This window comes from Bradyrhizobium sp. KZN70725, from assembly GCF_055264925.1.
This window is the reverse complement of record NZ_JBUYWT010000019.1, coordinates 81,268-103,712: the sequence shown is the minus strand read 5'-3', so window position 1 is coordinate 103,712 and position 22,445 is coordinate 81,268. Positions and strand designations below refer to the sequence as shown.

Below are 22,445 nucleotides of genomic sequence, written 5' to 3'. Positions count from 1 at the left end.
CAGACTTTCCGTCTAGGTTCCGCCTTAATTGACGAACAGGCCAAGCGAGTCGCCGGCACGCGAGGCCGTTAGAAAGAGGATGCATCGTGCCGAGCGTTCTCGTGGTCGATGACGACCCGATGGTGTGCGTTGCCATCGAGGTGTGTCTGCAACGCCAGGGCTTCGACGTGACCGTCGCCGATGGCGGCGAAGCCGGCATGCGCGCGCTCGAGCAGGCCACCTTCGACGTCATGCTGGTCGACGTCTTCATGCCGCATATGCGCGGGTTCGAGGCGATCCGCGTCTTCCACGAGCGCGCCCCCGAAATTCCCGTCATCGCGATGTCGGGCTATGCCTTCGCCAATGCCGACCGCGCGCCGGACTTCCTGCGGATGACGATCGAGCTCGGCGCGTCCGCCTGCCTGCGCAAGCCGTTCACCCCGCAGGCGCTGATTGCCGCCGTTAACGAATGTCTTGCGAAGTATGCACCTTCCGCTCGTCTTTCGAAATAATTGCTCGTACTAATCGTCGATGGCTTCCCAGCGTCTCATTCTCGGCAGCGGCCTTGCGATCCTCCTCGTCATCAGCGCGGCGTCGATCGGGTTGGACGTCAAGTCGCGCAGCGAGATTGATTCGGTCGACCGCACGCTCAGCATCCTGAAGCGCATTTCGGACGCGCGTCAGCTGCCGCGCAGCGTCGAGAGCGCGGCGCGCGGTTTCGCGCTGACCGGCGATGCGTCCTTTGCCGACGAGTTTCGCGAGCAGAGCGCAGCCCTCACCGCGGCCTTCGACGATCTGATGGCGGCGGTGACGTCGGCCCCCGAGGAGGCGCAGCTGATCACGGGCACCAGGGTCGAGGTCCAGCGTGCCATTGCGCTTGGCGCCGAGCTGATCAGGTTGCGCAGCGCGGGCGACACGGCCGGCGCCGCGGCGCTGGTCTCCGCCGGCGAGAGCCGCGCGCTGACCGACAAGGTCGGCGCGGCGCTCGACCGCCTGGTCACCGAAGAGCGCCGCCTGCTCCGGATTCGCACCGACCAGTCCAAGACCAATGGACGGCTGCTGCTGATGATCGATCTCGCCGGCGTGGCGATGATCCTGCTGCTCGCGATCGCGCTAACGGTGACGGCCCGGCGCGCCAGCCGCGAACTGCAGGGCGCGCTCAGCGCGACCAAGGCGACCAATCTGTCGCTCGAGGGCAAGGTCGCCGATCGCACCAAGGATCTCGGTGCCGCGCTCGAAGAGCTCCGCCGTTCCACCTCGGTGATGGAAACCACCTTCCGCACCATGGCGGAGGCGGTGCTGGTGATCGACAGCGCCGGCACCGTGCTGCTGTCGAACCCGGCCGCCGAGAAGATGCTGCGCTACAAGCCGGGCATGACGGTCCGGCAGCTGCGCGCCATGAGCAACGTGTTCCAGTCCGACGGCGTCACGCCGATGCAGGCCGACGACATGCCGTCGGCCAGGACGCTGCGCGGCGAGGAATTCGACGGGCTGGAATTCGTCGCCAAGCCGGTGCGCGGCGCGCCGGAGATTCACCTCGTGGTGTCGGGCCGGCCGCTGCGCGATGGCGACGACACCGTCACCGGCGCGGCGCTGATCTATCACGACATCACCGCCTCGCGCGAAACCGAGCACAAGCTGCAGCAGGCACAGAAGCTCGACGCCATCGGCAAGCTGACCGGCGGCGTCGCGCACGACTTCAACAACATGCTGACGGTCATCACCGGCACCACCGAGACGCTGGTCGACAGCCTGCGCGCCCAGCCGCAGCTCGCGAAAACCGCCGAGCTGATCGACCGCGCCGCCGAGCGCTGCCGCGAGCTGATCCAGCATCTGCTCGCCTTCGCGCGCCGCCAGCCGCTGGAGCCGCGCACCGTCGATATCAACGGCACCGTGGTCGACATCGCTAAGCTGCTGCGGCCGACGCTCGGCGAGCAGATCGAGATCAATTCGGTGCTGGCGCCCGATGTCGCCAGCGTCCATATCGATCCGTCGCAGCTTGCCAACTCGCTGCTCAACATGGCGATCAACGCCCGCGACGCGATGCCGAACGGCGGCAAGCTGCTGTTCGAGACCAGCAACATCGTGCTCGACGACGCCTATGCGGCTGTCAATCCCGACATCACGCCGGGCCGCTACGTGCTGCTCGCGGTCAGCGACACCGGCACCGGCATGTCGCACGCGGTGCAGGACAAGGTGTTCGAGCCGTTCTTCACCACCAAGGAAGTCGGCAAGGGCTCCGGCCTCGGCATGAGCATGGTCTACGGCTTCGTCAAGCAGTCCGGCGGACATATCAAGATCTACAGCGAGGAAGGCCACGGCACCACGATCAAGCTCTATCTGCCCCCTGCCCGCGGCCAGGTCGAGGTCGAGGCGCCCCCGCCGGAGCCGGTGCGGCGCGGCAGCGGAGTCATCCTGGTGGTGGAAGACGACCAGCTGGTGCGCAACTACGTCGTCACGCAGCTAGGCGCGCTCGGCTACAAGACCATCGCCGTGCCCGACGCCCGCGCCGCGCTGGCGCTGGTCGACAAGGGCGAGAAGTTCGACCTCCTGTTCACCGACGTGATCATGCCCGGCGGCATGAACGGCCGCCAGCTCGCCGACGAGGTGCAGAAACGCCGCCCCGGCATCAAGGTGCTCTACACCTCGGGCTACACCGAGAACGCGATCGTGCATCACGGCCGCCTCGACGAGGGCGTGCTGCTGCTGGCCAAGCCCTACCGCAAGGCGCAGCTCGCCAGCATGCTGCAGCAGGCGCTCGGCGAGTGATGTGAGCTACCTCGTCGCAAGCGCGACGCCGGCGAGGGTGAACAGCAGCGCGACGATCTGGCTTGGCCCCAGCGGCTCGTGCAATGCGACCGCGGACGCCACCACGCCGATGACAGGCACCGCCATGGTGCCGATCGCCGCCACCGAGGCCGGCAGGCGCGCGAGCGCGGCGAACCACGCGACATAGGCGACGCAGAACTGGATCAGCGTCGAATAGACCAGCAGCCACCAGCCGACCGTCGTGATGCGGTCGAGATGCGTGGTCTCGATCACGAGGCCGACGATCGCGATCGGCACGCAGCCGAGGCCGATCTGCCAGGCCGCGGCCGGGATCGGCGGCATCACCAGCGGATATTTCTTGGCCAGCACGGTGCCGAGCGCAAAGCCGAAGGCGCCGCCGAGCGCCATGATGATTCCCGGCAGCTTCTCCTTGCTTGCGGTGATGCCGCTGCCGCCCATGATCGCGGCGAGGCCTGCAAAGGCCATCACCAGCGCGATGGTCCGCAGCAGCGTCGGCCGTTCGCCGAGCACCGGCCAGGCCAGCAGCGAGGCCCATACCGGCATCGTGTAGGCGATCAGCGCGGCCTCGCTCGCCGGCAGCCAGAGCAGCGCCAGCCCCATCAGCACCATCCAGCCGGTGACGTTGAGCGCCGCATAGAGCACGAGCCGCGGCCACAGCCGTTTCTCGACATGCAGGCTCTGGGCGCGGATCAGCGCCAGCACCGCCAGCAGCACGGCGCCGATCACCCCGGTGGTGCCGCGCAAGGTCAGCGGCGGCAGTTCGCTGAGCAGGAACTTGGTGGACGGCCAGTTGAACCCCCAGCCCACCGAGGTGATGGCGAGGAACATCAGGCCGGCGGGCGCAAGGCGCGGCCGCGCTTGAGGCTTCTGGACTGTCATGGAACCCGGCGGGGATGTGAGTCGGCCTCACCTTGCCCGCGATTTTGTCGCCCGACCATCACGGCTCTGACATGCCTGATCCGTACTTTGCCCGTAGGCCTACGTGAGTCCCCAAAATTCAATCCGGGACCGCGAATAAAAACTTCGCCTGTGAACAGCGGGGCGAAGCTCCGATCCACAGGCGATAGGAATTTTTTTGGCTTGGGAATCCCTGAGGACTCACCGATAGTTGGCTCGATCACAGGCGCGGCACCGACCCCTGTTATCCCCCTCTTTCCACCATATTTAGTGTTTGATTCAGAAACTCGTACTAGTCCTTGACTGGCGTGACGGACATGGCCTAGCTTTCAACCTGTTCGGCGCGAGTGTGTTTGGGTCCCCGCCGGTCGCTCCCACAAGGGTTCCAAAATGACCACTCCGCCAGGCCCTCGGGCCGCGGGTGAAGGGCTTTTCTGCCCTGATTTTGGGGCCGCCGTCGGGGACGACAAACGGGCCGCGAAGGACCCGGAAACAGAGGCCGTAACCGGCCCGCAAGAAGCGTACGCGTGACGTGTCGCGTGAAGCGTTTTGGGGCGTTGTATGCATGACCCGGAGCACCCGACCAGTCGGGCGCCGCGCCGGGACGATGCCGCCGCAGGACCGGTCATACCGGTGCCCAGCGGATGAGAGAAAACAGGCCGGATCCACCGGCTGAGCTGCGGATGACGGGAGGCGTGCTGACGCGTGTTCCGGAGTCCGCGAACAGACAACATTCCGGCACCTGCGGGGAAACGTGGGGCCGGGCAGAAGAAGAGACGGGGCTCGACCATGCGAATCGAACGACGCAACACCACCAGCGGACAATCTCCCTATGCCGGGATCAATTTCCGCCTGACCACCTCAGAGATCCGCAATCCGGACGGCTCGGTCGTGTTCCGCGCCGAGAACGTCGAGGTTCCGGAGTTCTGGTCGCAGGTCGCCTCCGACGTGCTGGCGCAGAAGTATTTCCGTAAAGCGGGCGTTGCCGCGCGCCTGAAGAAGGTCGAGGAAGAGACCGTGCCGTCGTGGCTGTGGCGTTCGGTGCCGGACACCGAGGCGCTTGGCCTCCTGCCCGAGAACGAGCGCATCGTCGGCGAGACCTCGGCCAAGCAGGTGTTCGATCGCCTCGCCGGCTGCTGGACCTATTGGGGCTGGAAGGGCGGCTACTTCTCCACGGAAGAAGACGCCCTCGCCTTCTTCGACGAGCTCCGCTTCCAGCTCGCAAAACAGATGGTCGCGCCGAACTCGCCGCAATGGTTCAACACCGGACTGCATTGGGCCTATGGCGTCGATGGTCCCGGCCAGGGCCACTATTACGTCGATTGGAAGACCGGCAAGCTCACCAAGTCGAAATCGGCCTATGAGCATCCGCAGCCGCATGCCTGCTTCATCCAGGGCGTCGGCGACGACCTCGTCAACGAGGGCGGCATCATGGACCTCTGGGTGCGCGAGGCGCGCCTGTTCAAATACGGCTCCGGCACCGGCTCCAATTTCTCGAGCCTGCGCGGCGAAGGCGAAAAGCTGTCCGGCGGCGGCCGCTCAAGCGGCCTGATGAGCTTCCTCAAGATCGGCGACCGCGCCGCGGGCGCGATCAAGTCGGGCGGCACCACGCGCCGCGCCGCCAAGATGGTCGTGGTCGACGCCGATCACCCCGATATCGAGACCTATATCGACTGGAAGGTGAAGGAGGAGCAGAAGGTCGCCGCCCTCGTCACCGGCTCCAAGATCAACCAGAAGCACCTCAAGGCCGTGATGAAGGCCTGCGTGAACTGCGAAGGCAGCGGCGACGACTGCTTCGATCCCGAGAAGAACCCGGCGCTCCGCCGCGAGATCAAGCTCGCGCGCCGCGCGCTGGTGCCGGACAACTACATCAAGCGCGTCATCCAGTTCGCCAAGCAGGGCTACAAGGACATCTCGTTCGACACCTACGACACCGACTGGGATTCCGAGGCGTACCTCACCGTCTCCGGCCAGAACTCCAACAACTCGGTGTCGCTGAAGGACGATTTTCTGCGCGCGGTGGAAACGGACGGTGATTGGAATCTGGTCGGCCGCACCACCAGGAAGGTCACAAAGACGCTGAAGGCCCGCGACCTCTGGGAGAAGATCGGCTACGCCGCCTGGGCGAGCGCCGATCCCGGCCTGCACTTCAACACCACGATGAACGACTGGCACACCTGCAAGGCGTCCGGCGACATCCGCGCGTCCAATCCGTGCTCGGAATACATGTTCCTGGACGACACGGCGTGCAACCTCGCCTCGGCCAACCTGCTGACGTTCTACAGCACGACCACCAAGCGGTTCGACATCGAGTCCTACGAGCACCTCTGCCGGCTCTGGACCATCGTGCTCGAAATCTCCGTCATGATGGCCCAGTTCCCGTCGAAGGCGATCGCCGAACTGTCCTACGAATTCCGCACGCTCGGCCTCGGTTTTGCAAACATCGGCGGCCTCTTGATGACCATGGGCCTGCCCTATGACAGCAAGGAAGGCCGTTCGCTGTGCGGCGCGCTGACCGCTGTAATGACCGGCATCGCCTACAAGACCTCGGCCGAGATGGCGGCCGAGCTCGGCACCTTCCCGGGCTACAAGAAGAACGCGGCCCACATGCTGCGCGTGATCCGCAACCACCGCCGCGCCGCCCACGGCAACGCCACCGGTTACGAGGCGCTGTCGGTCAACCCGGTGCCGCTCGATCACGCCTCCTGCCCGCAGGAAGACATCGTCACCCACGCCAGGCTGGCCTGGGACGACGCGCTGGCGCTCGGCGAGGTCAACGGCTATCGCAATGCCCAGACCACCGTGGTGGCGCCGACCGGCACCATCGGCCTCGTGATGGATTGCGACACCACCGGCATCGAGCCCGACTTCGCGCTGGTCAAGTTCAAGAAGCTCGCCGGCGGCGGCTACTTCAAGATCATCAACCAGGCGGTGCCGTCGGCGCTGCGCGCGCTCGGCTATCGCGAGAGCGAGATCGCCGAGATCGAGGCCTACGCCGTCGGCCACGGCTCGCTGTCGAATGCGCCCGGCATCAACGCCTCGACCCTCAAGGCAAAAGGCTTCACCGACGAAGCCATTGCCAAGGTGGAAAAGGCGCTGCCGACCGCGTTCGACATCAAGTTCGCCTTCAACAAGTGGACCTTCGGCGAAGACTTCATCCGCGACCAGCTCGGCATCGGCGCGGAAGCGATCGCAGCCCCCGGCTTCGACCTGCTCCAGGCCGTCGGCTTCACCAAGCGCGAGATCGAGGCCGCCAACGTGCACATCTGCGGCGCGATGACGGTGGAAGGCGCGCCTCATTTGAAGGCGGAGCACTATCCCGTGTTCGACTGCGCCAACCCCTGCGGCAAAATTGGAAAACGCTACCTCTCGGTCGAGAGCCACATCAGGATGATGGCGGCCTCGCAGCCGTTCATCTCGGGCGCGATCTCCAAGACCATCAACATGCCGAACGACGCCACGGTGGAGGACTGCAAGTCCGCCTACCTGTTGTCGTGGAAGCTGGCGCTGAAGGCCAACGCGCTGTACCGCGACGGCTCGAAGCTGTCGCAGCCGCTGAACTCGCAGCTCATCGCCGACGATGAGGACGAAGACGATGCGGTCGAGGCGCTCTACGAGAAGCCGATGGCCGCGCGTGCCGCCCAGGTCTCGGAGAAGATCGTCGAGAAGCTGGTCGAGCGCATCGTCGTGATGCGCGAGCGCGAGAAGATGCCGGACCGCCGCAAGGGTTACACCCAGAAGGCCGTTGTCGGCGGCCACAAGGTCTACCTGCGCACCGGCGAATATGACGACGGCAGGCTCGGCGAGATCTTCATCGACATGCACAAGGAAGGCGCGGCGCTGCGCTCCTTCATCAACAATTTTGCGATCGCAGTATCTCTGGGTCTGCAATACGGCGTGCCGCTGGAAGAATATGTCGACGCCTTCACCTTCACCCGCTTCGAACCCGCGGGTCCCGTGCAGGGCAACGACTCCATCAAGTACGCGACCTCGATCCTCGACTATGTCTTCCGCGAGCTCGCGGTGAGCTACATGGCGCGATTCGATCTCGCCCATGTCGATCCGAACGAGTCTGGCTTCGACGCGCTCGGCAAGGGCGTCGAGGAAGGCAAGGAGCCGGATGAGGCCCCCGCCCAGCACCAGGCGACCAAGTACCTGTCGAAGGGCCTGACCCGGTCGCGCACCGACAACCTCGTCGTCATGCGCGGCGGCTCGGCCGCGGTGAGCCAGGGCGCCGACAACGCGCCCGCCGGCAACCGCGTCACCGCGCTCGCCTCCCACGGCGCAACCGCCCGCGGCGCCTCCGACACCGTCGAAGGCGCGGTCGCCCTGAAGCAGGAAGTCAGCCACGACCTCTCGCCGACCGAGAAGCTCGAGGCCCTGAACTGGAGCAAGCCCGGCACCGCCGCAGCCGCCGCCCCAAGCAAGGCGGAACGTCGCGCCGAAGCGAAGGCCAAGGGCTACGAAGGCGAGATGTGCTCGGAGTGCGGCAACTTCACGCTGGTGCGGAATGGGACCTGCATGAAGTGCGATACGTGCGGGTCCACGACGGGGTGTTCGTAGCAACAATCGCATTTACGCAGGTAAAGAAGGCCGCTCCAAGCGGCCTTCTTCTTGGCAAGGAACTCAATCTAACGTTGGATACGCCCCTATGACACTTCCTGATAGCTATACTATTAAGCCCAATTCTATACCGGCCTACTTCGATGCAATGCTTGACGCCCAACCGCCGGAACGCTTTTCGGTGAAATTTTTGGAGAATCTGGGGTTCACGTCCACCAACGATCGCTTGTTCATTGGCATCCTCAAGGACCTTGGCTTTCTCAATAGAGATGGCACTCCTCAGAATCGCTATTTCGCCTTTATGGATCGTAGCCGCTCAAAGCAGGTCGTTGCCGAAGGCATTCGCGAGGCTTTTGCGGACCTCTTCGCGATAAACACAAAGGCAAACGACTTCACGGTTGACGACGCTCGAAACAAACTCCGAACTCTCTAAAGTACCCGAAAGAATTCGTAAGACTTCGAACACGCGTATGGAGGAGGATGCAAAATCTCGCTGGCACGGAGCTCGCGGAGCTGTTGACATCAACTATTGTGATTTTGGTGACCTCTCATCGATCATCGTAACAAACTGGAATGTTTTCGAAGATCTCTTGGGCAATCTCGAATGGGCGAAGGCAACGCTCAACAGCCTAGAAAAATCGCGAAATATTATCATGCATGGTGGAGCACTTGCCAAAGAGGACATTGAACGCATTGGGATGAACATAAGAGACTGGATAAGGCAGGCCGGCTAGCCCGCCTACTCGCGGCCTGCTTACGGCAGCAAGCGTAGCCCGGAAGAGCGAAGCGACATCCGGGGCCGACACGCAGGTCCCAAAGATCAATCCCGCATATCGCTTTGCTCATGCGGGCTGCTTGCTGGCAGTGCCTGCGCCGTTGCCTACGCCGGCAGCACGATCACCTTCGTTTTGAGGGGCGTTCGCGAATAGAGGTCGATCATGTCCTGACTGAGGAGGCCGGTACAGCCGCTCGTAATACCGTTCCCGATCGTTTCGGGGGCGCTGGTGCTATAGATCGTGTAAAGCGTGTACACCCCATTTTGGTAGAGGTAGAGCACGCGCGCGCCAAGTGGATTGTCGAGACCCCCCGCCATGCCGCGAGCATATTTGCCCGCCTCCGGCTGGCGCGCGATCATCTCCTTGGGTGGCGTCCAGGTCGGCCATTCGGCTTTGCGCCCGACATAAGCCTCCCCGCTCCACCGGAACCCATCGCGGCCGACATTGGCGCCATAGCGGGTCGCGTTTCCTTCGCCTTCGATGCGGTAGACATAGTATTTGCTCGGATCGACGATGATCGTACCGGGCGCCTCATCGCTGTGGTACTTCACGGTCTTGCGAAAATATTTCGGATCGACCTTACTGACGTCGACCGCGGGGATCGGGAATTTCTCGTCGGGCACGGGCCCGTAGACCTTCTCCGCCTCGGCCAGGCTCATGTAGTCGGACGCACAACCGGCCAGGCTCAGTGCGGCGAGACCAGCAGCAGAACCGACCAGAAACGCCCGGCGGTTGAGAAGCCGCGACCGAGGCCCAGGCAGAGCGCCCTCGCCCATCGCACCGGCGTCGGCAATTCCACGGTCCATGATCATGATTTCTGATTTTCCCTTGTCCCGTTGCGCGGCCGAAGCAGACTTTGGCATACAGTAGAAGGGAAAAGAAAAGTTCTTCGTCATTGTCTGAGGTTGACCAACAGATGGTCTTGTGAATCCTTCCGAGAACAATGCGAGAACTTCGGCGGATTACGCTTCCGCCTTCGCTCCATGAGCTAAAGGTCGGCGGGTTACGCCTTCGGCTAATCCGCCCTACGCGATGGCAACAACTGATTGATCACGTTTTCATGCGATTGATCTGCGGCGCTTTGTCGGACCAAATTAGTATGGAATCACCGCCCCGCTACCCTGCCGCATTCCATGCGGAAAATGAATCGAAGGTGAAAACCCAATGAGACGCGTTGTCCAGGCTTCGCTCGGACTCCTCGCATGGAGCATTCTCCAAACCTCGCCCGCATCCGGCCAGCTCAAGGGCAACGCCGACAACATTTGTCGGAACGGATATTTCCCGCGCGAGAGCACCGACTACAGGCTGGCGAAGATCAAAGGCGCAGCCGGCGACAGGATCTATTTCCGCGGCGACGGCAACGAGCGTTGCCCCGACGACCAAGCCTGTCGTCTGAAAACTTATGTCGTTCGCAACGATGAAGTCATTGTTTCCCGGACGTCAGGCAAGTTCGCATGCAGTTGGTTTCAACCTCGCAAGGGCACTGAGACGGTCGGCTGGATCGAGATCGAAAGGCTTGCGTGGCAGGAGGACATACGAGGACCGGCAGAACGGGATTGGCTCGGCGAATGGCGTGCCTACGACAACGTCATTCGCATCTCGAAATCGAAAGAGGCAGGTCAGCTGGCCATCAAGGGCGAGGCCATTTGGGGTTCGGGCAGCCGCATCCATTCCGGCGAGCTTGATTACGAAGCAAAACCTTCAGGCGATAAGATGAAATTCGGTGACGGGACGGACGAACTCGACTGTCAGGTCACGATGCAGCTCGTCGGCAAGTTACTGGTTGTCGGCGACAACCTCCATTGCGGCGGGACAAACGTCTCATTTTCAGGTGTCTACCAAACGAGACCGACGCGATGAGTATCTCGCGGCTCGTAGGGCGGATTAGCGCAGCGTAATCCGCCCTTCGTCGCGGTAACGCCGAGCGGCGGATTACGAGGAGTCTATCATCGGACACGCGCTCCGCGCGATCCGTTGGCGAACCCACCCTACTCGTTACGTGCTTGTTCGTTTTCTCAGGCCGCCTTCGCTGCACCTCGATCGCGAAGGGATTGGTGTGAAGCTGGCAAGATCATTGCCGCTGTCAGACCGAGATCGGCGGGACGAAATCGACCCGTTGCGGACGTAGATGGGTCGGCCATAATGTCTTCTTTTCAAGGCAATTCGGTCGGAGGCGAGATGGTCGATCCGTGGCCCGCAGATGCAAAGTTTCAAATGGGTGACTATGCCGCCAAGAAAGGGCGAGCATCATGGCGCGGTCGAATCGTTGGTTGGTATCGTACGGATTTGACCAGGCTCGGATATGCGATCGAGAGCTGCTTCGAGCCCGGCTCGGTGCAGATTTACCCGGAGACGGCGATCGACGCATGGCAGCCGCCGGCCTTGGAACGTGAGTGACCGATTCTCACCCTCCTGCGACCTTCGGAAGGTTTGCTCGTGCACGAATCGGAAGCCTCGTAGCCCGGATGAGCGAAGCGATATCCGGGACCGGCATCGCCATACGCACGACCGACCCCGCATGTCGCTTCGCTCATGCGGGCTACCGCTGCCGCCCTGGCCGAGAAACAGACCGGACACCGCGCATCGCATGCGCAACAAATCGATCAGACGCCTTCAGCCACACGCAACGTGATCCGGGTCAATTCGGACGGGCGGCCGAGCCGCAAGGCAAAGCCCGGCCAGAGCGCGGTGCCGTTGTTGACGTAGAGCGTCATCCCGTCGACGTCGTAGCGGCCGGAGACGAAGCCGGCATTGGCGCGCGCGGCGAGGCGATCGATCCCCAGGATCAATCCGCCATGGGTGTGTCCGGAGAGCTGCAGGGCGACGCCGAGCCGGGCCGCCTTTCGTGCGTCGCTCGGCTGGTGGTCGAGCAGGACGACGGGCGCGCCCTTGGGGGCGCCGTCGAGAACCGCGGCAAGGTCGCGGATGGAATGCCCCCGGTGGCGCGACGCGCGGTCGGTGATCCCTGCGATCACGAGCTTGCCGGCGCCGCGCTCGAGCACGATGTGCCGGTTCTCGAGCGAGCGCAGGCCGAGCGCTTCGTAATGCGCCATCCATCCGTCATAGCCGAAGATATATTCGTGATTGCCCGAGATCACGTAGACGCCATCGGCGGCCATCAGGTCGCGCAGCGGCGCGATGTCGTTGCGCCGCGCATCAATGGTGCCGTCGATCAGATCGCCGGTAATCGCGATCAGGTCGGCGCCGAGCTTGTTCGATCGCTCGACGACGGCGCGCGCCCATGGCGCAGGAAACAGCCGGCTGATGTGAAGGTCGGTCAGTTGCAGCATGGTGTAGCCGTCGAACTGTAGCGGAAGTCCCCTTATGCCGACCTCGACATCCCTGAGCGGCGGAATGCGCATCGCCTGATGCACGCCGATCGCGGCGGCGGCGCCCGCGAGCGCAGCAAGTGCGTAGCGGACGCCGTCGGGCGCGCCGACGAAGCCGCCGTGGATCAGCGCGGCCACCAGCAGCCCGGCATCGAGCGCCAGTTGCAGCAGCGCCAGCAGCATGATCGCACCGAACGCCCAGTTGAACAGGACGACCACCGGACGCGGAAACTCCGGCGAGAATTCCGATCCCGACGACAGTCTGTTCCAGCGGTGAAACTGCAAGGCGACCAGCACCAGCAACGCGGCGACGATCTTTGCCGGGAGCGGCCAGTCGAGTGGCCAGATGAAGCGGGCCAGGATCAGCAGGCTGGTCACGCCGAATATGAGCTGGGGAATAGGTCTCGCTCCGGATCGGATCGGTTAAGGCTGTGCGGCGCCCAGCGAAGGTAGGGTGGAACGGCCGCCCGCGTAAGGCGCCAGCGTCAATAACATTTTCGGCACATTGCGCCTTGCCGAATTGCCCTGCGCGCTCGCCCGGACGAGGAAGCGACACCCAGGGCCAGCATCACAGGATGCGTACGCCGGCCCCGTATCTCGCTTCGCTCGCGCAGTCACTGCTTGCCGCGGTCTTGCGGCGCAAATGCCGGAAGCCCGATCAATCCTCGATATCGGCAATGCGTCTGAGCACGATCACGACGGCAAGGACCAGGCCGAGCACGCCGCCGGCAACGCCGGCCAGACCAGACCCGACGGCACCACCGACATCCCGGTCGGACAGAACGATCGCAACCGCTTCAGCGACAAAACCCATCCCAAGCGTCAGGGCAATGACGATTGCGACGCATTTGGAAAGTTCGACCACAAACCGAAATGCCATATCCTCCAAAGCGCCGAGCGCGCGGGCCGTGCGGCTAGCCGGACGCGGGGCGGCCTGGCCAAGTGCTCTCCGATGCCTTCTGATTGAGGCATCGGCGGAGGTATTGCCGATCAAGCGGTTCGCGCGGGGATTGTCGCTGGGATCATCGAGAGCCTCGATGTCCAGTCTGAACTCTCGCCGCAGAAGCAGCGTAACGAGCAGCGCACAAGATAAAAGTGCGGCCAGTCCTGCGTAGATGCTGATGCTACCTGCCAGAAAGATCAGAAAAAAGCCGACCCACCCAAGGGCCTCACCACAAAATTGAGCCACTGCCAATCGGGCAATGTCGGCCATGACTGTTCTCTCCAAGACTGATTTCTCTTGGGGACGAAATCCGCGAGCCTCATCGGTTTGCCCTTCGACAGTCCGCCTTCTGCACCACGGCCACTCATCTCCTGAGATGTGGAGCGTCGGTCGTCGGGCGCAATCCTTCCGTCGCAACTCCGACGGGAATTGCAAGGGCAGCGCCAAGGAGCGGCCTTTGCTCGCAGCTCGGTTGAGCGCACCTCCACCATTGAGGCCGATCAAAAGCCCAAAAACAAAACTTGAACACCGCTCATTTTCATGCCAGATATTGAACATTGTTCATTTTGTCGAGAGCCGACGATGCAAACGACCTTCCGGATGGACGGATTGACCGGTTCCGAACGGCCCGTGAAACCGTGGATGAAAGTCGCCCCGACGATCATCACGATCGGCATCATCGCGGCATTCGCGGTGCACGGGCGCATCGCGCAGCCGGCGGGCTACAACGATTTCGCCGACCACTCGGCCCTGTCAGGCATTCCCCACGCAGGCGATGTCTTGTCGAACATCGGCTTCGCCCTGGTCGCGATCTGGGGCTGGCTGGCGCTGCGCCCTCACCGCAACAGCGATCGGCTGCGCGCCGGATGGCCCGGCTACCGCCTGTTCCTGATCGGACTGTTCCTGACCGCCTTCGGGTCCGCCTTCTTTCACCTCGCTCCCGACAATGGCCGACTGACCTGGGACATGCTGCCGATCGCGCTTGCCGGCGCGGGCCTGCTGGTCGGCGTCCGCGGCGACACCCGGCCGGGATCGAAGACGAACATCGAAACGATCCTTCTCGGGCTTTACGCCGCCGCCAGCGTCGCATGGTGGGTCACCACCGACCGACATGGTGCGGGCGACCTGCGACCGTATCTGCTGCTGCAGGTCCTCCCGCTCATCCTGATCCAGCTCTGGCAGTCGATCTATCGCGCGCCGCGTGCCGACCGCATCGCATTCGCCGCCGCGATGATGTTGTACGTGCTGGCCAAGATCGCCGAGGTGCTCGACCACCAGATCGCAGACACGATTCAGTTCGTCAGCGGACACACGTTGAAGCATCTGCTCGCGACTTCAGCCACGGCCGCAATCGTCTGGGGACTGACGCGACGGATCTCCGATGGCGGCGGGCGACGGGGTCATTTCGGAATAATGGAAAAGTATCGCTGATTTGCCCGACGCGTCAAGTCGCTTTTCCGAGTGCCGGCGGCAGCCTGCACCTTTGCATGGGGTTGTTTTCGATATTTTGGATGGGCAGCTCTGCTTCCTCGATCGCATCGGGCGGATTGACCGGCAAGGCGACCGCATCCATATGCATCTGCATGAACCGGCTGCCCCCGCCGTTTCGCATCCACCTGGACACAGCCAAATACCATCGGCTCCCCGTCCCTAACGCTCCGGAGTCGCCGTGGCCGCCCTCTCCATTCTCGATCTCGTCCGCGTCACCGAGGAAACCGACGCGCGCGGCGCGCTCTATAACGCGCGCGATGTCGCCGTGCATGCGGAGGCGCTCGGCTATCGCCGCATCTGGGTGGCGGAGCATCACAACATGGCGGGCATCGCGAGCGCGGCGACGTCGGTCGTGATCGGGCACATCGCGGCGGGCACCAAGACCATCCGGGTCGGCGCCGGCGGCATCATGCTGCCGAACCACGCGCCCTACGTTATCGCCGAGCAGTTCGGCACGCTGGCGCGGCTGTTTCCCGATCGTATCGACCTCGGCCTCGGCCGCGCCCCGGGCACCGACCAGCTCACGCTGCGCGCGCTGCGCCGCACGCCGGAATCCGCCGAGAACTTTCCGCAGGACGTGCTCGAGGTGCAGGCCTTCCTCGCCGCCGCCGGTCCCAACCAGCGCATCCAGGCGGTGCCGGCCGCCGGCACCGACGTGCCGCTGTGGATTCTCGGCTCGAGCAATTTCGGCGCGATGCTGGCCGGCGAGCTCGGCCTGCCCTACGCCTTCGCCTCGCACTTTGCCCCCGAGCTGCTGATCCAGGCGCTGCAGATCTATCGCGCCCGCTTCAAGCCGTCGGAGCAGCTCGATCGCCCCTACACCATGGTCGGCGTCAACATCATCGCCGCCGACACCGACGAGGAGGCGCGGCGGCTCGCGACCACGCAGCAGATGTCGTTCACCAACATCTTCCGCGGCGCGCGCGGCCTCAGCCAGCCGCCGATCGACGACATCGAGAGCTACTGGTCGCCGGCGGAGAAGGTGCAGGCGATGCGGATGCTCGCGCGTTCCATCATCGGCTCGCCCGCGACGGTGCGCGCCGGCATCGACGCGCTGGTCGCGGAGACCGGCGCCGACGAGCTGATGATCGTGTCCGACGTCTATGATCACCAGAAGCGGCTGCGATCGTTCGAGCTGATCGCCAAGGCCGGCGCGATCGCGCCGCAGACGTAGCCTGCAGGATGGGCAGTAGCCGACACACTAACGCAGCCTCACTTCGGCGCGCCGGCGGGCGCCTGCGACTGCGCGAGCTGGCCGAGCGTCACGCTCAGCGAATTCGGCGCGTTGTCCCGCAGCATCGAAAGCTTGACCGAGCTGCCCGGCGCGCCCGCATAGACCTTCTTGGTCAGCTCGTTGGCGCTCTTGATCGGCTCGTCATTGACCGAGGTGATCACGTCCCCTCGCCTCAATCCGGCCTTCGCTGCCGGACCGCCGGTCTGCACGCCGACCACGACCGCGCCGTGCAGATTGTTCGCACCCAAGCTTTCGGCAATGCCGGGGGTGATCGATTGAATCTGCGCGCCCATCCAGCCGCGCGTGACCGAGCCCTTGTCCTTCAGCTGCGGGATCACCGTCTTCACGGTATCCGCGGGTATCGCAAACGCGACGCCGACCGAGCCGCCGGAGGGCGAGAAGATCAGGCTGTTCACGCCGATCACCTCGCCATGCGTGTTGAAGCTCGGGCCGCCGGAATCGCCGCGGTTGATCCGAGCGTCGATCTGGACGAAATCTTCCGACGACCCCGTTTCCAGGTCGCGTGCACGCGCCGAGACGATCCCCGCGGTGACGGTGTTTCCGAGACCGAATGAATTGCCGGCCGCGAGCACCCAATCGCCGGTGCGCGGCGCTTGATCCGCGAGCTTGACATAGCTGAAGTCGGTCCGCCCATCGACCTTGAGCAGGGCCAGGTCGCTGACCGGATCCTTGCCCAGGACTTTCGCCTTGTAGACCTTGTTGTCGCTGGTGCGGACATCGGCGCGGTCGCTGCCGCCGAGGACGTGATTGTTCGTCACTGCGTAGCCGTCCGCCGAGATGAAGAAGCCCGAACCGATCGAGGTCATCTCACCCAACTTCGGCAGATTGCCTGGTCCGCGCCTGCCGGGATCCGGAACGGCCCTTCCCGGCGTGTCCTGATCGGGCGAGCCATCCGGCCCGAGAGAACCGCCGGGGGAGTCACCGGGAGACGAGTCGTCGTCATCCGCCGCTGCCGCCACCTTGGCGTTGACGCCAATCACGGCCGGCCCGACCTTCTCGGCAAGGTCGGCGAACTCGCCAGGACCACCATTGCCGTGATCCGCGCGCGAATTCACTGACTGTGCGTGGGCAAGACTTGCGCTCACAAGACTAGCGCCCACCAGCAACGCCGATGTGAAGGCGGCGGTGACGAGCGACGTGCGAAGGCAGACGAAGGCCGGATTTCTCTGATTCATCTTCCGCGTCCATGTTTGGGATCAGCCGATTGCTCCTGGATGAATTGCCGGCCGGACGCGACGATCAGTGAACCGTTCCCCGCAAGCACAGGGGCGCAATGCCGAGCGACGGACGGCAACGGATAGAGGCGCAGACCGTTCCATCGGCATCCGCCGTGGACGGGCGGCTCGCCATCTTTGCGCCGCTTTGCGCATCAAATCGCCGGGTTTTTGCTTGCTTTGGCCGCCTGTGCCTCTACGGTGCGCCCGCAACGACGGAGACGATCTCGACTATGGACGCCGCAATGAACTGCCCGAAATGCAATTCCGAGCATGCCTATCAGGACGGCGTTCTCTGGGTTTGCCCGGAATGTGCCCATGAGTGGAGCAGCGATGCGGCCGCGGCCGCCAAGACCGCCCAGCAAGCGGGCGTGCGCGACGCGCACGGCAACCCGCTGACGGACGGCGACAGCGTCATCGTGATCAAGGACCTCAAGGTCAAGGGCTCGTCGTCGGTGGTCAAGGGCGGCACCAAGGTCAGGAACATCCGCCTCACCGAGGGCAGCGACGGACACAACATCGCCTGCAAGATCGACGGCATCGGCGCGATGAATCTGAAATCGGAGTTCGTCAAGAAGGCCTAGCGTAGCCCAGCTTACGCATCCGCCAATGCTTTCGCCGGTGAGGCGGCAGCCTTCGCGATGTGCCGGTTCTTGTCGTCGACCAGCACGACCCGCGGATGAAATTTGCGCGCCTCGTCGGCGTCGAAGCTGGCATAGGCGACGATGATGACCTTGTCGCCGGCCATGGCAAGCCGTGCGGCCGCGCCGTTGAGGCCGATGGTGCCCGATCCCGCCGGCGCCTCGATCACGTAGGTCGAGAAGCGCGCGCCGGTGTCGACGTTATAGATGTCGACGCGTTCATTGATGAGGAAACCGGCGGCCTCGATCAAATTGCGGTCGATCGAAATCGATCCCTCGTAATGCAAGTCCGCTTCGGTGACGTGCGCGCGATGAATCTTGCCCTTCATCAAAGTCACTTGCATCGAGACCATCCCGTATCGTTGCGTCGGAATTTTCCGCGCCGCCAATAACGGCGCGCCGCCTCCGCGTCAACGTTGTCCGGGTGTACGCTCGCTTCGAGCGCAGTTCCGCGACGATGGGTTTGTCCTGAAATCGTCGACCGCGCCGGGCTGCAATGCTCCGCGCCACCGAAATCGGAGAATGAATGCGCTGCGGCGGAGCCTTTCCGGAGCAGGCTATTATTTGTGACCCGGTAGCGAACGCCCTACTCTCGCTTGCTCGCAATCTCGTTCGCCAAGACCACTATCACCTCGCCGTCGAGGATCGGCTTCGCGACCTCAAAGAAGCGCGCCACAGCCGGCGAATTGTTGTGCCGGTCCATCGCCGCCTGATCCAGGTATCGCTCATACGTCGAAAATATCCGCGGACTGTCGACATCCTGCGAGACGTAGTAGCCGACGGTGGACGGCTCGTTGGCGCGGACATGCTCGACGACGTCGAGCAACGCCTGACGCATCGCCGGCTCATGGCCCTTCTTCGCGCGGATGATCGCCGTGATTGCCAGCATGCACTCTCTCCGGAGGTTGGTAGCCCGTAGGACGGGTTTCGTGGAGTTTATCATCGGGCCGCGCGACGCGCGGCCCCGTTGGCTCGACCCATCCTACACGCTTTTGACTGGCTCACACCCGGCTCAACGCCTGCGCGATGTCGGCCACCAGGTCGGACGGATGCTCGATCCCGATCGAGAGCCGGATTGTCGAATCCAGCACGCCGATCCGCTTGCGGATGTTGGCTGGCACGCCGGAATGCGTCATGGTGGCCGGCAGGCTCGCGAGCGACTCGGTGCCGCCGAGGCTGACTGCGAGCTTGAAGATCTGCAGCGAGTTGAGGAATTTCTCCGCCGCCTGCTGCCCGCCGACGATGTCGAACGAGAAGGTCGAACCGGCGCCGCTGCTTTGGCTCGCGAACACGCGCCCCGCAGGCGACGCCGGATCGTGATGGCCGAGATAATGCACCTGCGCCACCTTGGGATGGTCGCGCAGATAGTCGGCGACGATCCGCGCGTTGCGGTCGGCCTTTTCCATGCGCAGGCTGAGCGTTTCCAGCGAACGGCTGATCATCCAGCAGGAATGCGGATCGAGCTGGGTGCCGATCGCGCCGCGCAGCGCCTTGATGTCCTTCATCAGCTTCTTCGAGCCGAGCGCCGCGCCCGCGATCAGGTCGGAATGGCCGCCGACATATTTCGTCAGCGAGTACAGCGAGAGATCGGCGCCGTGCTCGATCGGCCGCTGAAATACCGGCCCGAGCAGCGTGTTGTCGCAGGCGATGATCGGCGTATGGCCCTGTGCCTTGCCGATCGCATCGGCGATGCGCCGCGTCAGCGCGATATCGACCAGGCCGTTGGTCGGATTGGCCGGCGTCTCGATGAAGATCATCGCGACACGGCCCTTCTTCATCGCCTCGTCGGCAGCGGCGCGGATGACACTCTCGTCGAGGCCGTCGGCAAAGCCCACGGCGTGAATCGAGAAACCCGCCAGTGTCCTGGTGAACAGCGTCTCGGTGCCGCCATAGAGCGGCTGCGAATGCAGGATCACGTCGCCGGGCCGCGCGAAGGCCAGCACCGTGGTCGAGATCGCCGACATGCCGGAGGAGAACAGCGCGCAGCTCTCGGTGCGCTCATAGATCGCAAGCCGGTCCTCGACGATCTCGCTGTTCGGATGGTTGAAGCGCGAATAGACCAGCCCCGCCCCCATGCCCTCCGGAGGCTCGCGCCGGCCCGCGACAAAGTCGAAGAAGTCCTTGCCGTCCTCGGCGGTGCGGAACACGAAGGTCGAGGTCAGGAACACGGGCGGCTTGACGGCCCCCTCCGACAGCTGCGGATCGTAGCCGTAGTTCAGCATCTGGGTTTCCGGATGCAGCAGGTGATTGCCGATATGGGTTTTGGACGGAAACGGTTTTGTCATGGCCGGTCTCCTGTTCACGGGCCGCCGCGCTGGCGGCGATTCCCGGAATGATGGGACCAGCATACCCCAGCTTTATGCCATTCAGCCAAAGCACGGCATCAGACAGTTCTGGATAACGAACGGCCGGCGTGCGCCCTGCTCCGCCGGCCGTTCCGAATTTTCACGCAGCGGTGAAGACGCGGGCTACCAGCCGCGATCCACGTTGCGCACCTCGCCGGTCCGCGCGTCGACATCGACCTTCATCCAGCGGCCGAGGCGGTCACGCCCCTCGACCTCCCACTCGTCGCCGAGGAACTGGGTGTTGGACACCGTCACGATGCCGAGACCGGTCGCGACATCGAGCGCGGCCTCCATCGAGACCTGGCTGCCGGAATCGTAGGCCATCGCCGGCGTCGCTGCGCCGATCGCCAGGGCCGCGATCGCGGGAATAATGAAACTTCGCATGGCTCACTCCTCATGGAACAGGATGTTATGCCGCATAAAACGAGCGGCGCACCCATCAGTTCCGACAACAGGAGTGCGAAGCAGCGCGAAACTTCGGCAGTTGCGGCGATTTGGTGGCGGTTCCGGTTTCATCGACGCCCGCCGTTCGCCTTGCGCGCTCTCTTCTTCCACATTCGAAATCCGCCCTCGAATGCGTTGGCGTTGTCGCCGAACCTCACCTTGGGCGGCGGGTTGTCGACCTTGTCGGCATTGCCGCCGCCGAGCACGATGTACTCGGGCTCCAGCGCGGCGGACAGCCGCGCGATGACGTCGTCGACGCTCTTGCGCCATTTCTTCCGGCCGCGCCGCTCGAGACCCGCGGCGCCGACATAATCCTCGAACGTCGCGCCCTTGCGGTACGGCAAATGACCAAGCTCCATCGGCTCGTAAACACCGTCCACGATCATCGCCGAGCCGAGGCCGGTGCCGAGGCCGAGAAACAGCATCCGCCCGCCCTGATAGCTGCCGATCGCCTGCATCAGCGCATCGTTGACGACCCTGGTCGGGCGGCCGAACGCGTGGTGAAAATCGAAGCCGGCCCAGCCGCGGCCGAGATTGTGCGGCTCGGTCAGCGGACGGTTGTGAACGACGGGTCCCGGATAACCGACCGAGATCACATCATAGGACCAGTCCTTGGTGAGCAGCTTGACCTGCCGCACCATCTCGGTCGCGGACAGAGTTGGACCCGACTCGAATTCGCGCTTGATGCGCTCCTTGTCGGTCATGACCTTCACATGCGTGCCGCCGACGTCGATCGCCAGCACAGTGCGGCGCGACGCGGGCCCGTTCGTCTTCTTGCTGGTCTTGTTGCCTGCCTTCTTGGCCATCAATCCACTCTCCTATGCGCGCCGAGTGGAGCAGAGAAACGCATCGCGCACCACAGCGACGTTCTGCATCTGACTCCAATTTGTTCGCCAAGAACGAATCGGAATCGAACAAGTCAGGAGAGTCCAAACATTAAGAAGTCGTGTGCATCATCAACGGCGCGTAGCGATTGCGCTGCGGGGCGATGTGGGGCCGTGCGCTGTCCGCACAAATTCGGCCCGTCGGCCGGACTAATCCTTTGACACGAAATCCTTCAAGCGAAGCCGGCTCCGGTGATCCGCATGCGTTTCTTCGCCCGAGGGATTGAGGCCCCGAAAATAGGTCTTTTGCCACCGCTGCTGCGTTGCCCCCGATCCCGGGTCCTGCAAGTCGGTATTGAAGGCGTTGCGGCCTTCGGACCACAGTCTGTGCTCGCGCTCGATGTCGGGCGCCTTCGATAGTGGCAACGTCTCCGGCTCGATCCGCTCAAGACTGCCACGCTCAATCGGAAAAAGATGGCAATAGGGCTCCCCCCGCTCAAATCGTATCTTTGTGTTTGAACGCGTGAATCGCCAGTTCATCGTGAAGGTGTACGGTGACCAATCCGTCTCGATGACCCCGCTCAACGGCGCAATGGCGTCTTTCGGCCTGTTGATGGGTCCGGTGACAAAAAGGTCGAAACCAGGATCGGTGCGGAACAGGCACGGGACGTGGAAGGTCAATACACCATGTCCGAAGTGACTCACAGCCGGCGCGTCGGTGCCGAGATCAGCCTTGACCCGAATGGTCTCCTTATGATTGAGCCCGTCCCAACGAGCCGAGAAGCCTGACGGACAGAGCAGTTCCCAGCCATGGGCGTTTGCAATGTTGAGTGGCAGGCAGCGGTACGCATAGCGCTGGTCGGAAGCATCCATCCAATCGCGCTCGGGCGATGCAGGCCGGATGTGAACCGCATGGCCGTCCATCGTATAGGCAATGAGCTTTGGCATCACCCA

Annotated in this window: 22 protein-coding genes; 10 read left to right on the top strand and 12 right to left on the bottom strand. The window is 63.7% G+C overall.

Translation table 11 applies throughout. From position 1 onward, the window contains the following. The first annotated feature begins 86 nt into the window (after positions 1–86). On the top strand, positions 87–491 hold the full coding sequence (locus ACZBJS_RS20050) for a response regulator (protein WP_229193549.1): 405 nt from the start codon (positions 87–89) through the stop codon (positions 489–491). A gap of 19 nt (positions 492–510) precedes the next feature. Then, a complete protein-coding gene (locus tag ACZBJS_RS20045) occupies positions 511–2,748 on the top strand; it encodes a CHASE3 domain-containing protein (RefSeq protein ID WP_463439050.1) in 2,238 nt (745 codons plus the stop codon). 6 nt (positions 2,749–2,754) lie between these two features. Here ACZBJS_RS20045 and ACZBJS_RS20040 read toward each other — a convergent pair whose 3' ends face one another. After that, the gene (locus tag ACZBJS_RS20040; protein ID WP_253639897.1) at positions 2,755–3,648 is read right to left on the bottom strand and encodes a DMT family transporter; all 894 of its coding nucleotides are present in this window, start codon (positions 3,646–3,648) and stop codon (positions 2,755–2,757) included. Between the two features lie 807 nt (positions 3,649–4,455). Here ACZBJS_RS20040 and ACZBJS_RS20035 point away from each other — a divergent pair. The 3 genes from ACZBJS_RS20035 to ACZBJS_RS20025 all read left to right on the top strand — a co-directional run bounded on the left by ACZBJS_RS20035 (position 4,456) and on the right by ACZBJS_RS20025 (position 8,963). Then, positions 4,456–8,229, top strand: a complete 3,774-nt coding sequence (locus ACZBJS_RS20035) for a vitamin B12-dependent ribonucleotide reductase (RefSeq protein WP_463439049.1) — start codon at positions 4,456–4,458, stop codon at positions 8,227–8,229. 88 nt (positions 8,230–8,317) lie between these two features. Beyond that, entirely contained in the window at positions 8,318–8,662 is a 345-nt protein-coding gene (locus tag ACZBJS_RS20030) for a DUF5343 domain-containing protein (RefSeq protein ID WP_463439048.1), read from the top strand. 37 nt (positions 8,663–8,699) lie between these two features. After that, on the top strand, positions 8,700–8,963 hold the full coding sequence (locus ACZBJS_RS20025; protein WP_463439047.1) for a Swt1 family HEPN domain-containing protein: 264 nt from the start codon (positions 8,700–8,702) through the stop codon (positions 8,961–8,963). A gap of 146 nt (positions 8,964–9,109) precedes the next feature. Here ACZBJS_RS20025 and ACZBJS_RS20020 read toward each other — a convergent pair whose 3' ends face one another. Continuing rightward, entirely contained in the window at positions 9,110–9,817 is a 708-nt protein-coding gene (locus tag ACZBJS_RS20020; protein WP_168859022.1) for a L,D-transpeptidase, read from the bottom strand. Between the two features lie 352 nt (positions 9,818–10,169). On the opposite strand from ACZBJS_RS20020, the gene ACZBJS_RS20015 reads away from it, so the two are divergent. After that, the gene (locus tag ACZBJS_RS20015; protein ID WP_463439046.1) at positions 10,170–10,865 is read left to right on the top strand and encodes a hypothetical protein; all 696 of its coding nucleotides are present in this window, start codon (positions 10,170–10,172) and stop codon (positions 10,863–10,865) included. Between the two features lie 282 nt (positions 10,866–11,147). Beyond that, positions 11,148–11,402 carry a hypothetical protein gene (locus tag ACZBJS_RS20010; RefSeq protein WP_463439045.1) on the top strand — a complete coding sequence of 85 codons (255 nt, stop codon included), beginning with the start codon at positions 11,148–11,150 and terminating at the stop codon, positions 11,400–11,402. A gap of 206 nt (positions 11,403–11,608) precedes the next feature. Here the strand turns inward: ACZBJS_RS20010 and ACZBJS_RS20005 are convergent, their stop codons facing one another. Together ACZBJS_RS20005 and ACZBJS_RS20000 are read right to left on the bottom strand one after the other, a co-directional pair. Further along, on the bottom strand, positions 11,609–12,733 hold the full coding sequence (locus ACZBJS_RS20005) for a metallophosphoesterase (RefSeq protein WP_463439062.1): 1,125 nt from the start codon (positions 12,731–12,733) through the stop codon (positions 11,609–11,611). A gap of 259 nt (positions 12,734–12,992) precedes the next feature. Continuing rightward, positions 12,993–13,547 carry a hypothetical protein gene (locus ACZBJS_RS20000; protein WP_463439044.1) on the bottom strand — a complete coding sequence of 185 codons (555 nt, stop codon included), beginning with the start codon at positions 13,545–13,547 and terminating at the stop codon, positions 12,993–12,995. A 372-nt stretch (positions 13,548–13,919) separates the two neighbouring features. Between ACZBJS_RS20000 and ACZBJS_RS19995 the strand changes: the two genes are divergently transcribed. After that, positions 13,920–14,708: a hypothetical protein gene (locus ACZBJS_RS19995; RefSeq protein WP_463439043.1), complete on the top strand. Its 789-nt coding sequence runs from the start codon at positions 13,920–13,922 to the stop codon at positions 14,706–14,708. A gap of 13 nt (positions 14,709–14,721) precedes the next feature. Here ACZBJS_RS19995 and ACZBJS_RS19990 read toward each other — a convergent pair whose 3' ends face one another. Next, the gene (locus ACZBJS_RS19990) at positions 14,722–14,862 is read right to left on the bottom strand and encodes a hypothetical protein (protein WP_316395795.1); all 141 of its coding nucleotides are present in this window, start codon (positions 14,860–14,862) and stop codon (positions 14,722–14,724) included. A gap of 84 nt (positions 14,863–14,946) precedes the next feature. Between ACZBJS_RS19990 and ACZBJS_RS19985 the strand changes: the two genes are divergently transcribed. Further along, positions 14,947–15,942 (top strand): LLM class flavin-dependent oxidoreductase, encoded by a 996-nt coding sequence (locus tag ACZBJS_RS19985; RefSeq protein WP_316395796.1) that lies wholly within the window; start codon positions 14,947–14,949, stop codon positions 15,940–15,942. Between the two features lie 38 nt (positions 15,943–15,980). Here the strand turns inward: ACZBJS_RS19985 and ACZBJS_RS19980 are convergent, their stop codons facing one another. Further along, a complete protein-coding gene (locus tag ACZBJS_RS19980; RefSeq protein WP_316395797.1) occupies positions 15,981–17,198 on the bottom strand; it encodes a S1C family serine protease in 1,218 nt (405 codons plus the stop codon). A gap of 272 nt (positions 17,199–17,470) precedes the next feature. On the opposite strand from ACZBJS_RS19980, the gene ACZBJS_RS19975 reads away from it, so the two are divergent. Next, positions 17,471–17,821: a zinc ribbon domain-containing protein YjdM gene (locus ACZBJS_RS19975; RefSeq protein WP_057019964.1), complete on the top strand. Its 351-nt coding sequence runs from the start codon at positions 17,471–17,473 to the stop codon at positions 17,819–17,821. A gap of 11 nt (positions 17,822–17,832) precedes the next feature. Here the strand turns inward: ACZBJS_RS19975 and panD are convergent, their stop codons facing one another. From panD to ACZBJS_RS19945, 6 genes are all read right to left on the bottom strand, one after another. Beyond that, complete coding sequence (gene panD, locus ACZBJS_RS19970; protein WP_316395798.1) at positions 17,833–18,222, bottom strand: aspartate 1-decarboxylase; 390 nt, start codon at positions 18,220–18,222, stop codon at positions 17,833–17,835. Positions 18,223–18,464: 242 nt separating this feature from the next. Next, positions 18,465–18,767 (bottom strand): putative quinol monooxygenase, encoded by a 303-nt coding sequence (locus tag ACZBJS_RS19965; protein WP_310884722.1) that lies wholly within the window; start codon positions 18,765–18,767, stop codon positions 18,465–18,467. Positions 18,768–18,879: 112 nt separating this feature from the next. Continuing rightward, positions 18,880–20,163 (bottom strand): cystathionine gamma-synthase family protein, encoded by a 1,284-nt coding sequence (locus ACZBJS_RS19960; protein WP_316395799.1) that lies wholly within the window; start codon positions 20,161–20,163, stop codon positions 18,880–18,882. 183 nt (positions 20,164–20,346) lie between these two features. Further along, positions 20,347–20,607 (bottom strand): PepSY domain-containing protein, encoded by a 261-nt coding sequence (locus ACZBJS_RS19955; RefSeq protein WP_057019961.1) that lies wholly within the window; start codon positions 20,605–20,607, stop codon positions 20,347–20,349. 128 nt (positions 20,608–20,735) lie between these two features. Then, positions 20,736–21,473: an ROK family protein gene (locus ACZBJS_RS19950; protein WP_316395800.1), complete on the bottom strand. Its 738-nt coding sequence runs from the start codon at positions 21,471–21,473 to the stop codon at positions 20,736–20,738. 228 nt (positions 21,474–21,701) lie between these two features. Beyond that, positions 21,702–22,439 (bottom strand): DUF6065 family protein, encoded by a 738-nt coding sequence (locus tag ACZBJS_RS19945; RefSeq protein WP_141342626.1) that lies wholly within the window; start codon positions 22,437–22,439, stop codon positions 21,702–21,704. Positions 22,440–22,445: the final 6 nt, after the last annotated feature.

What these genes read in the sequence shown, in the direction of transcription:
- ACZBJS_RS20045 (WP_463439050.1), top strand. Translation starts at nt 511, where the DNA reads ATGGCTTCCCAGCGTCTCATTCTCGGCAGCGGCCTTGCGATCCTCCTC.
- ACZBJS_RS20040 (WP_253639897.1), bottom strand. Translation starts at nt 3,648, where the DNA reads ATGACAGTCCAGAAGCCTCAAGCGCGGCCGCGCCTTGCGCCCGCCGGC.
- ACZBJS_RS20035 (WP_463439049.1), top strand. Translation starts at nt 4,456, where the DNA reads ATGCGAATCGAACGACGCAACACCACCAGCGGACAATCTCCCTATGCC.
- ACZBJS_RS20030 (WP_463439048.1), top strand. Translation starts at nt 8,318, where the DNA reads ATGACACTTCCTGATAGCTATACTATTAAGCCCAATTCTATACCGGCC.
- ACZBJS_RS20025 (WP_463439047.1), top strand. Translation starts at nt 8,700, where the DNA reads ATGGAGGAGGATGCAAAATCTCGCTGGCACGGAGCTCGCGGAGCTGTT.
- ACZBJS_RS20020 (WP_168859022.1), bottom strand. Translation starts at nt 9,817, where the DNA reads ATGATCATGGACCGTGGAATTGCCGACGCCGGTGCGATGGGCGAGGGC.
- ACZBJS_RS20015 (WP_463439046.1), top strand. Translation starts at nt 10,170, where the DNA reads ATGAGACGCGTTGTCCAGGCTTCGCTCGGACTCCTCGCATGGAGCATT.
- ACZBJS_RS20010 (WP_463439045.1), top strand. Translation starts at nt 11,148, where the DNA reads ATGTCTTCTTTTCAAGGCAATTCGGTCGGAGGCGAGATGGTCGATCCG.
- ACZBJS_RS20000 (WP_463439044.1), bottom strand. Translation starts at nt 13,547, where the DNA reads ATGGCCGACATTGCCCGATTGGCAGTGGCTCAATTTTGTGGTGAGGCC.
- ACZBJS_RS19995 (WP_463439043.1), top strand. Translation starts at nt 13,920, where the DNA reads ATGAAAGTCGCCCCGACGATCATCACGATCGGCATCATCGCGGCATTC.
- ACZBJS_RS19990 (WP_316395795.1), bottom strand. Translation starts at nt 14,862, where the DNA reads ATGCAGATGCATATGGATGCGGTCGCCTTGCCGGTCAATCCGCCCGAT.
- ACZBJS_RS19980 (WP_316395797.1), bottom strand. Translation starts at nt 17,198, where the DNA reads ATGAATCAGAGAAATCCGGCCTTCGTCTGCCTTCGCACGTCGCTCGTC.
- ACZBJS_RS19975 (WP_057019964.1), top strand. Translation starts at nt 17,471, where the DNA reads ATGGACGCCGCAATGAACTGCCCGAAATGCAATTCCGAGCATGCCTAT.
- panD (WP_316395798.1), bottom strand. Translation starts at nt 18,222, where the DNA reads ATGCAAGTGACTTTGATGAAGGGCAAGATTCATCGCGCGCACGTCACC.
- ACZBJS_RS19965 (WP_310884722.1), bottom strand. Translation starts at nt 18,767, where the DNA reads ATGCTGGCAATCACGGCGATCATCCGCGCGAAGAAGGGCCATGAGCCG.
- ACZBJS_RS19960 (WP_316395799.1), bottom strand. Translation starts at nt 20,163, where the DNA reads ATGACAAAACCGTTTCCGTCCAAAACCCATATCGGCAATCACCTGCTG.
- ACZBJS_RS19955 (WP_057019961.1), bottom strand. Translation starts at nt 20,607, where the DNA reads ATGCGAAGTTTCATTATTCCCGCGATCGCGGCCCTGGCGATCGGCGCA.
- ACZBJS_RS19950 (WP_316395800.1), bottom strand. Translation starts at nt 21,473, where the DNA reads ATGGCCAAGAAGGCAGGCAACAAGACCAGCAAGAAGACGAACGGGCCC.
- ACZBJS_RS19945 (WP_141342626.1), bottom strand. Translation starts at nt 22,439, where the DNA reads ATGCCAAAGCTCATTGCCTATACGATGGACGGCCATGCGGTTCACATC.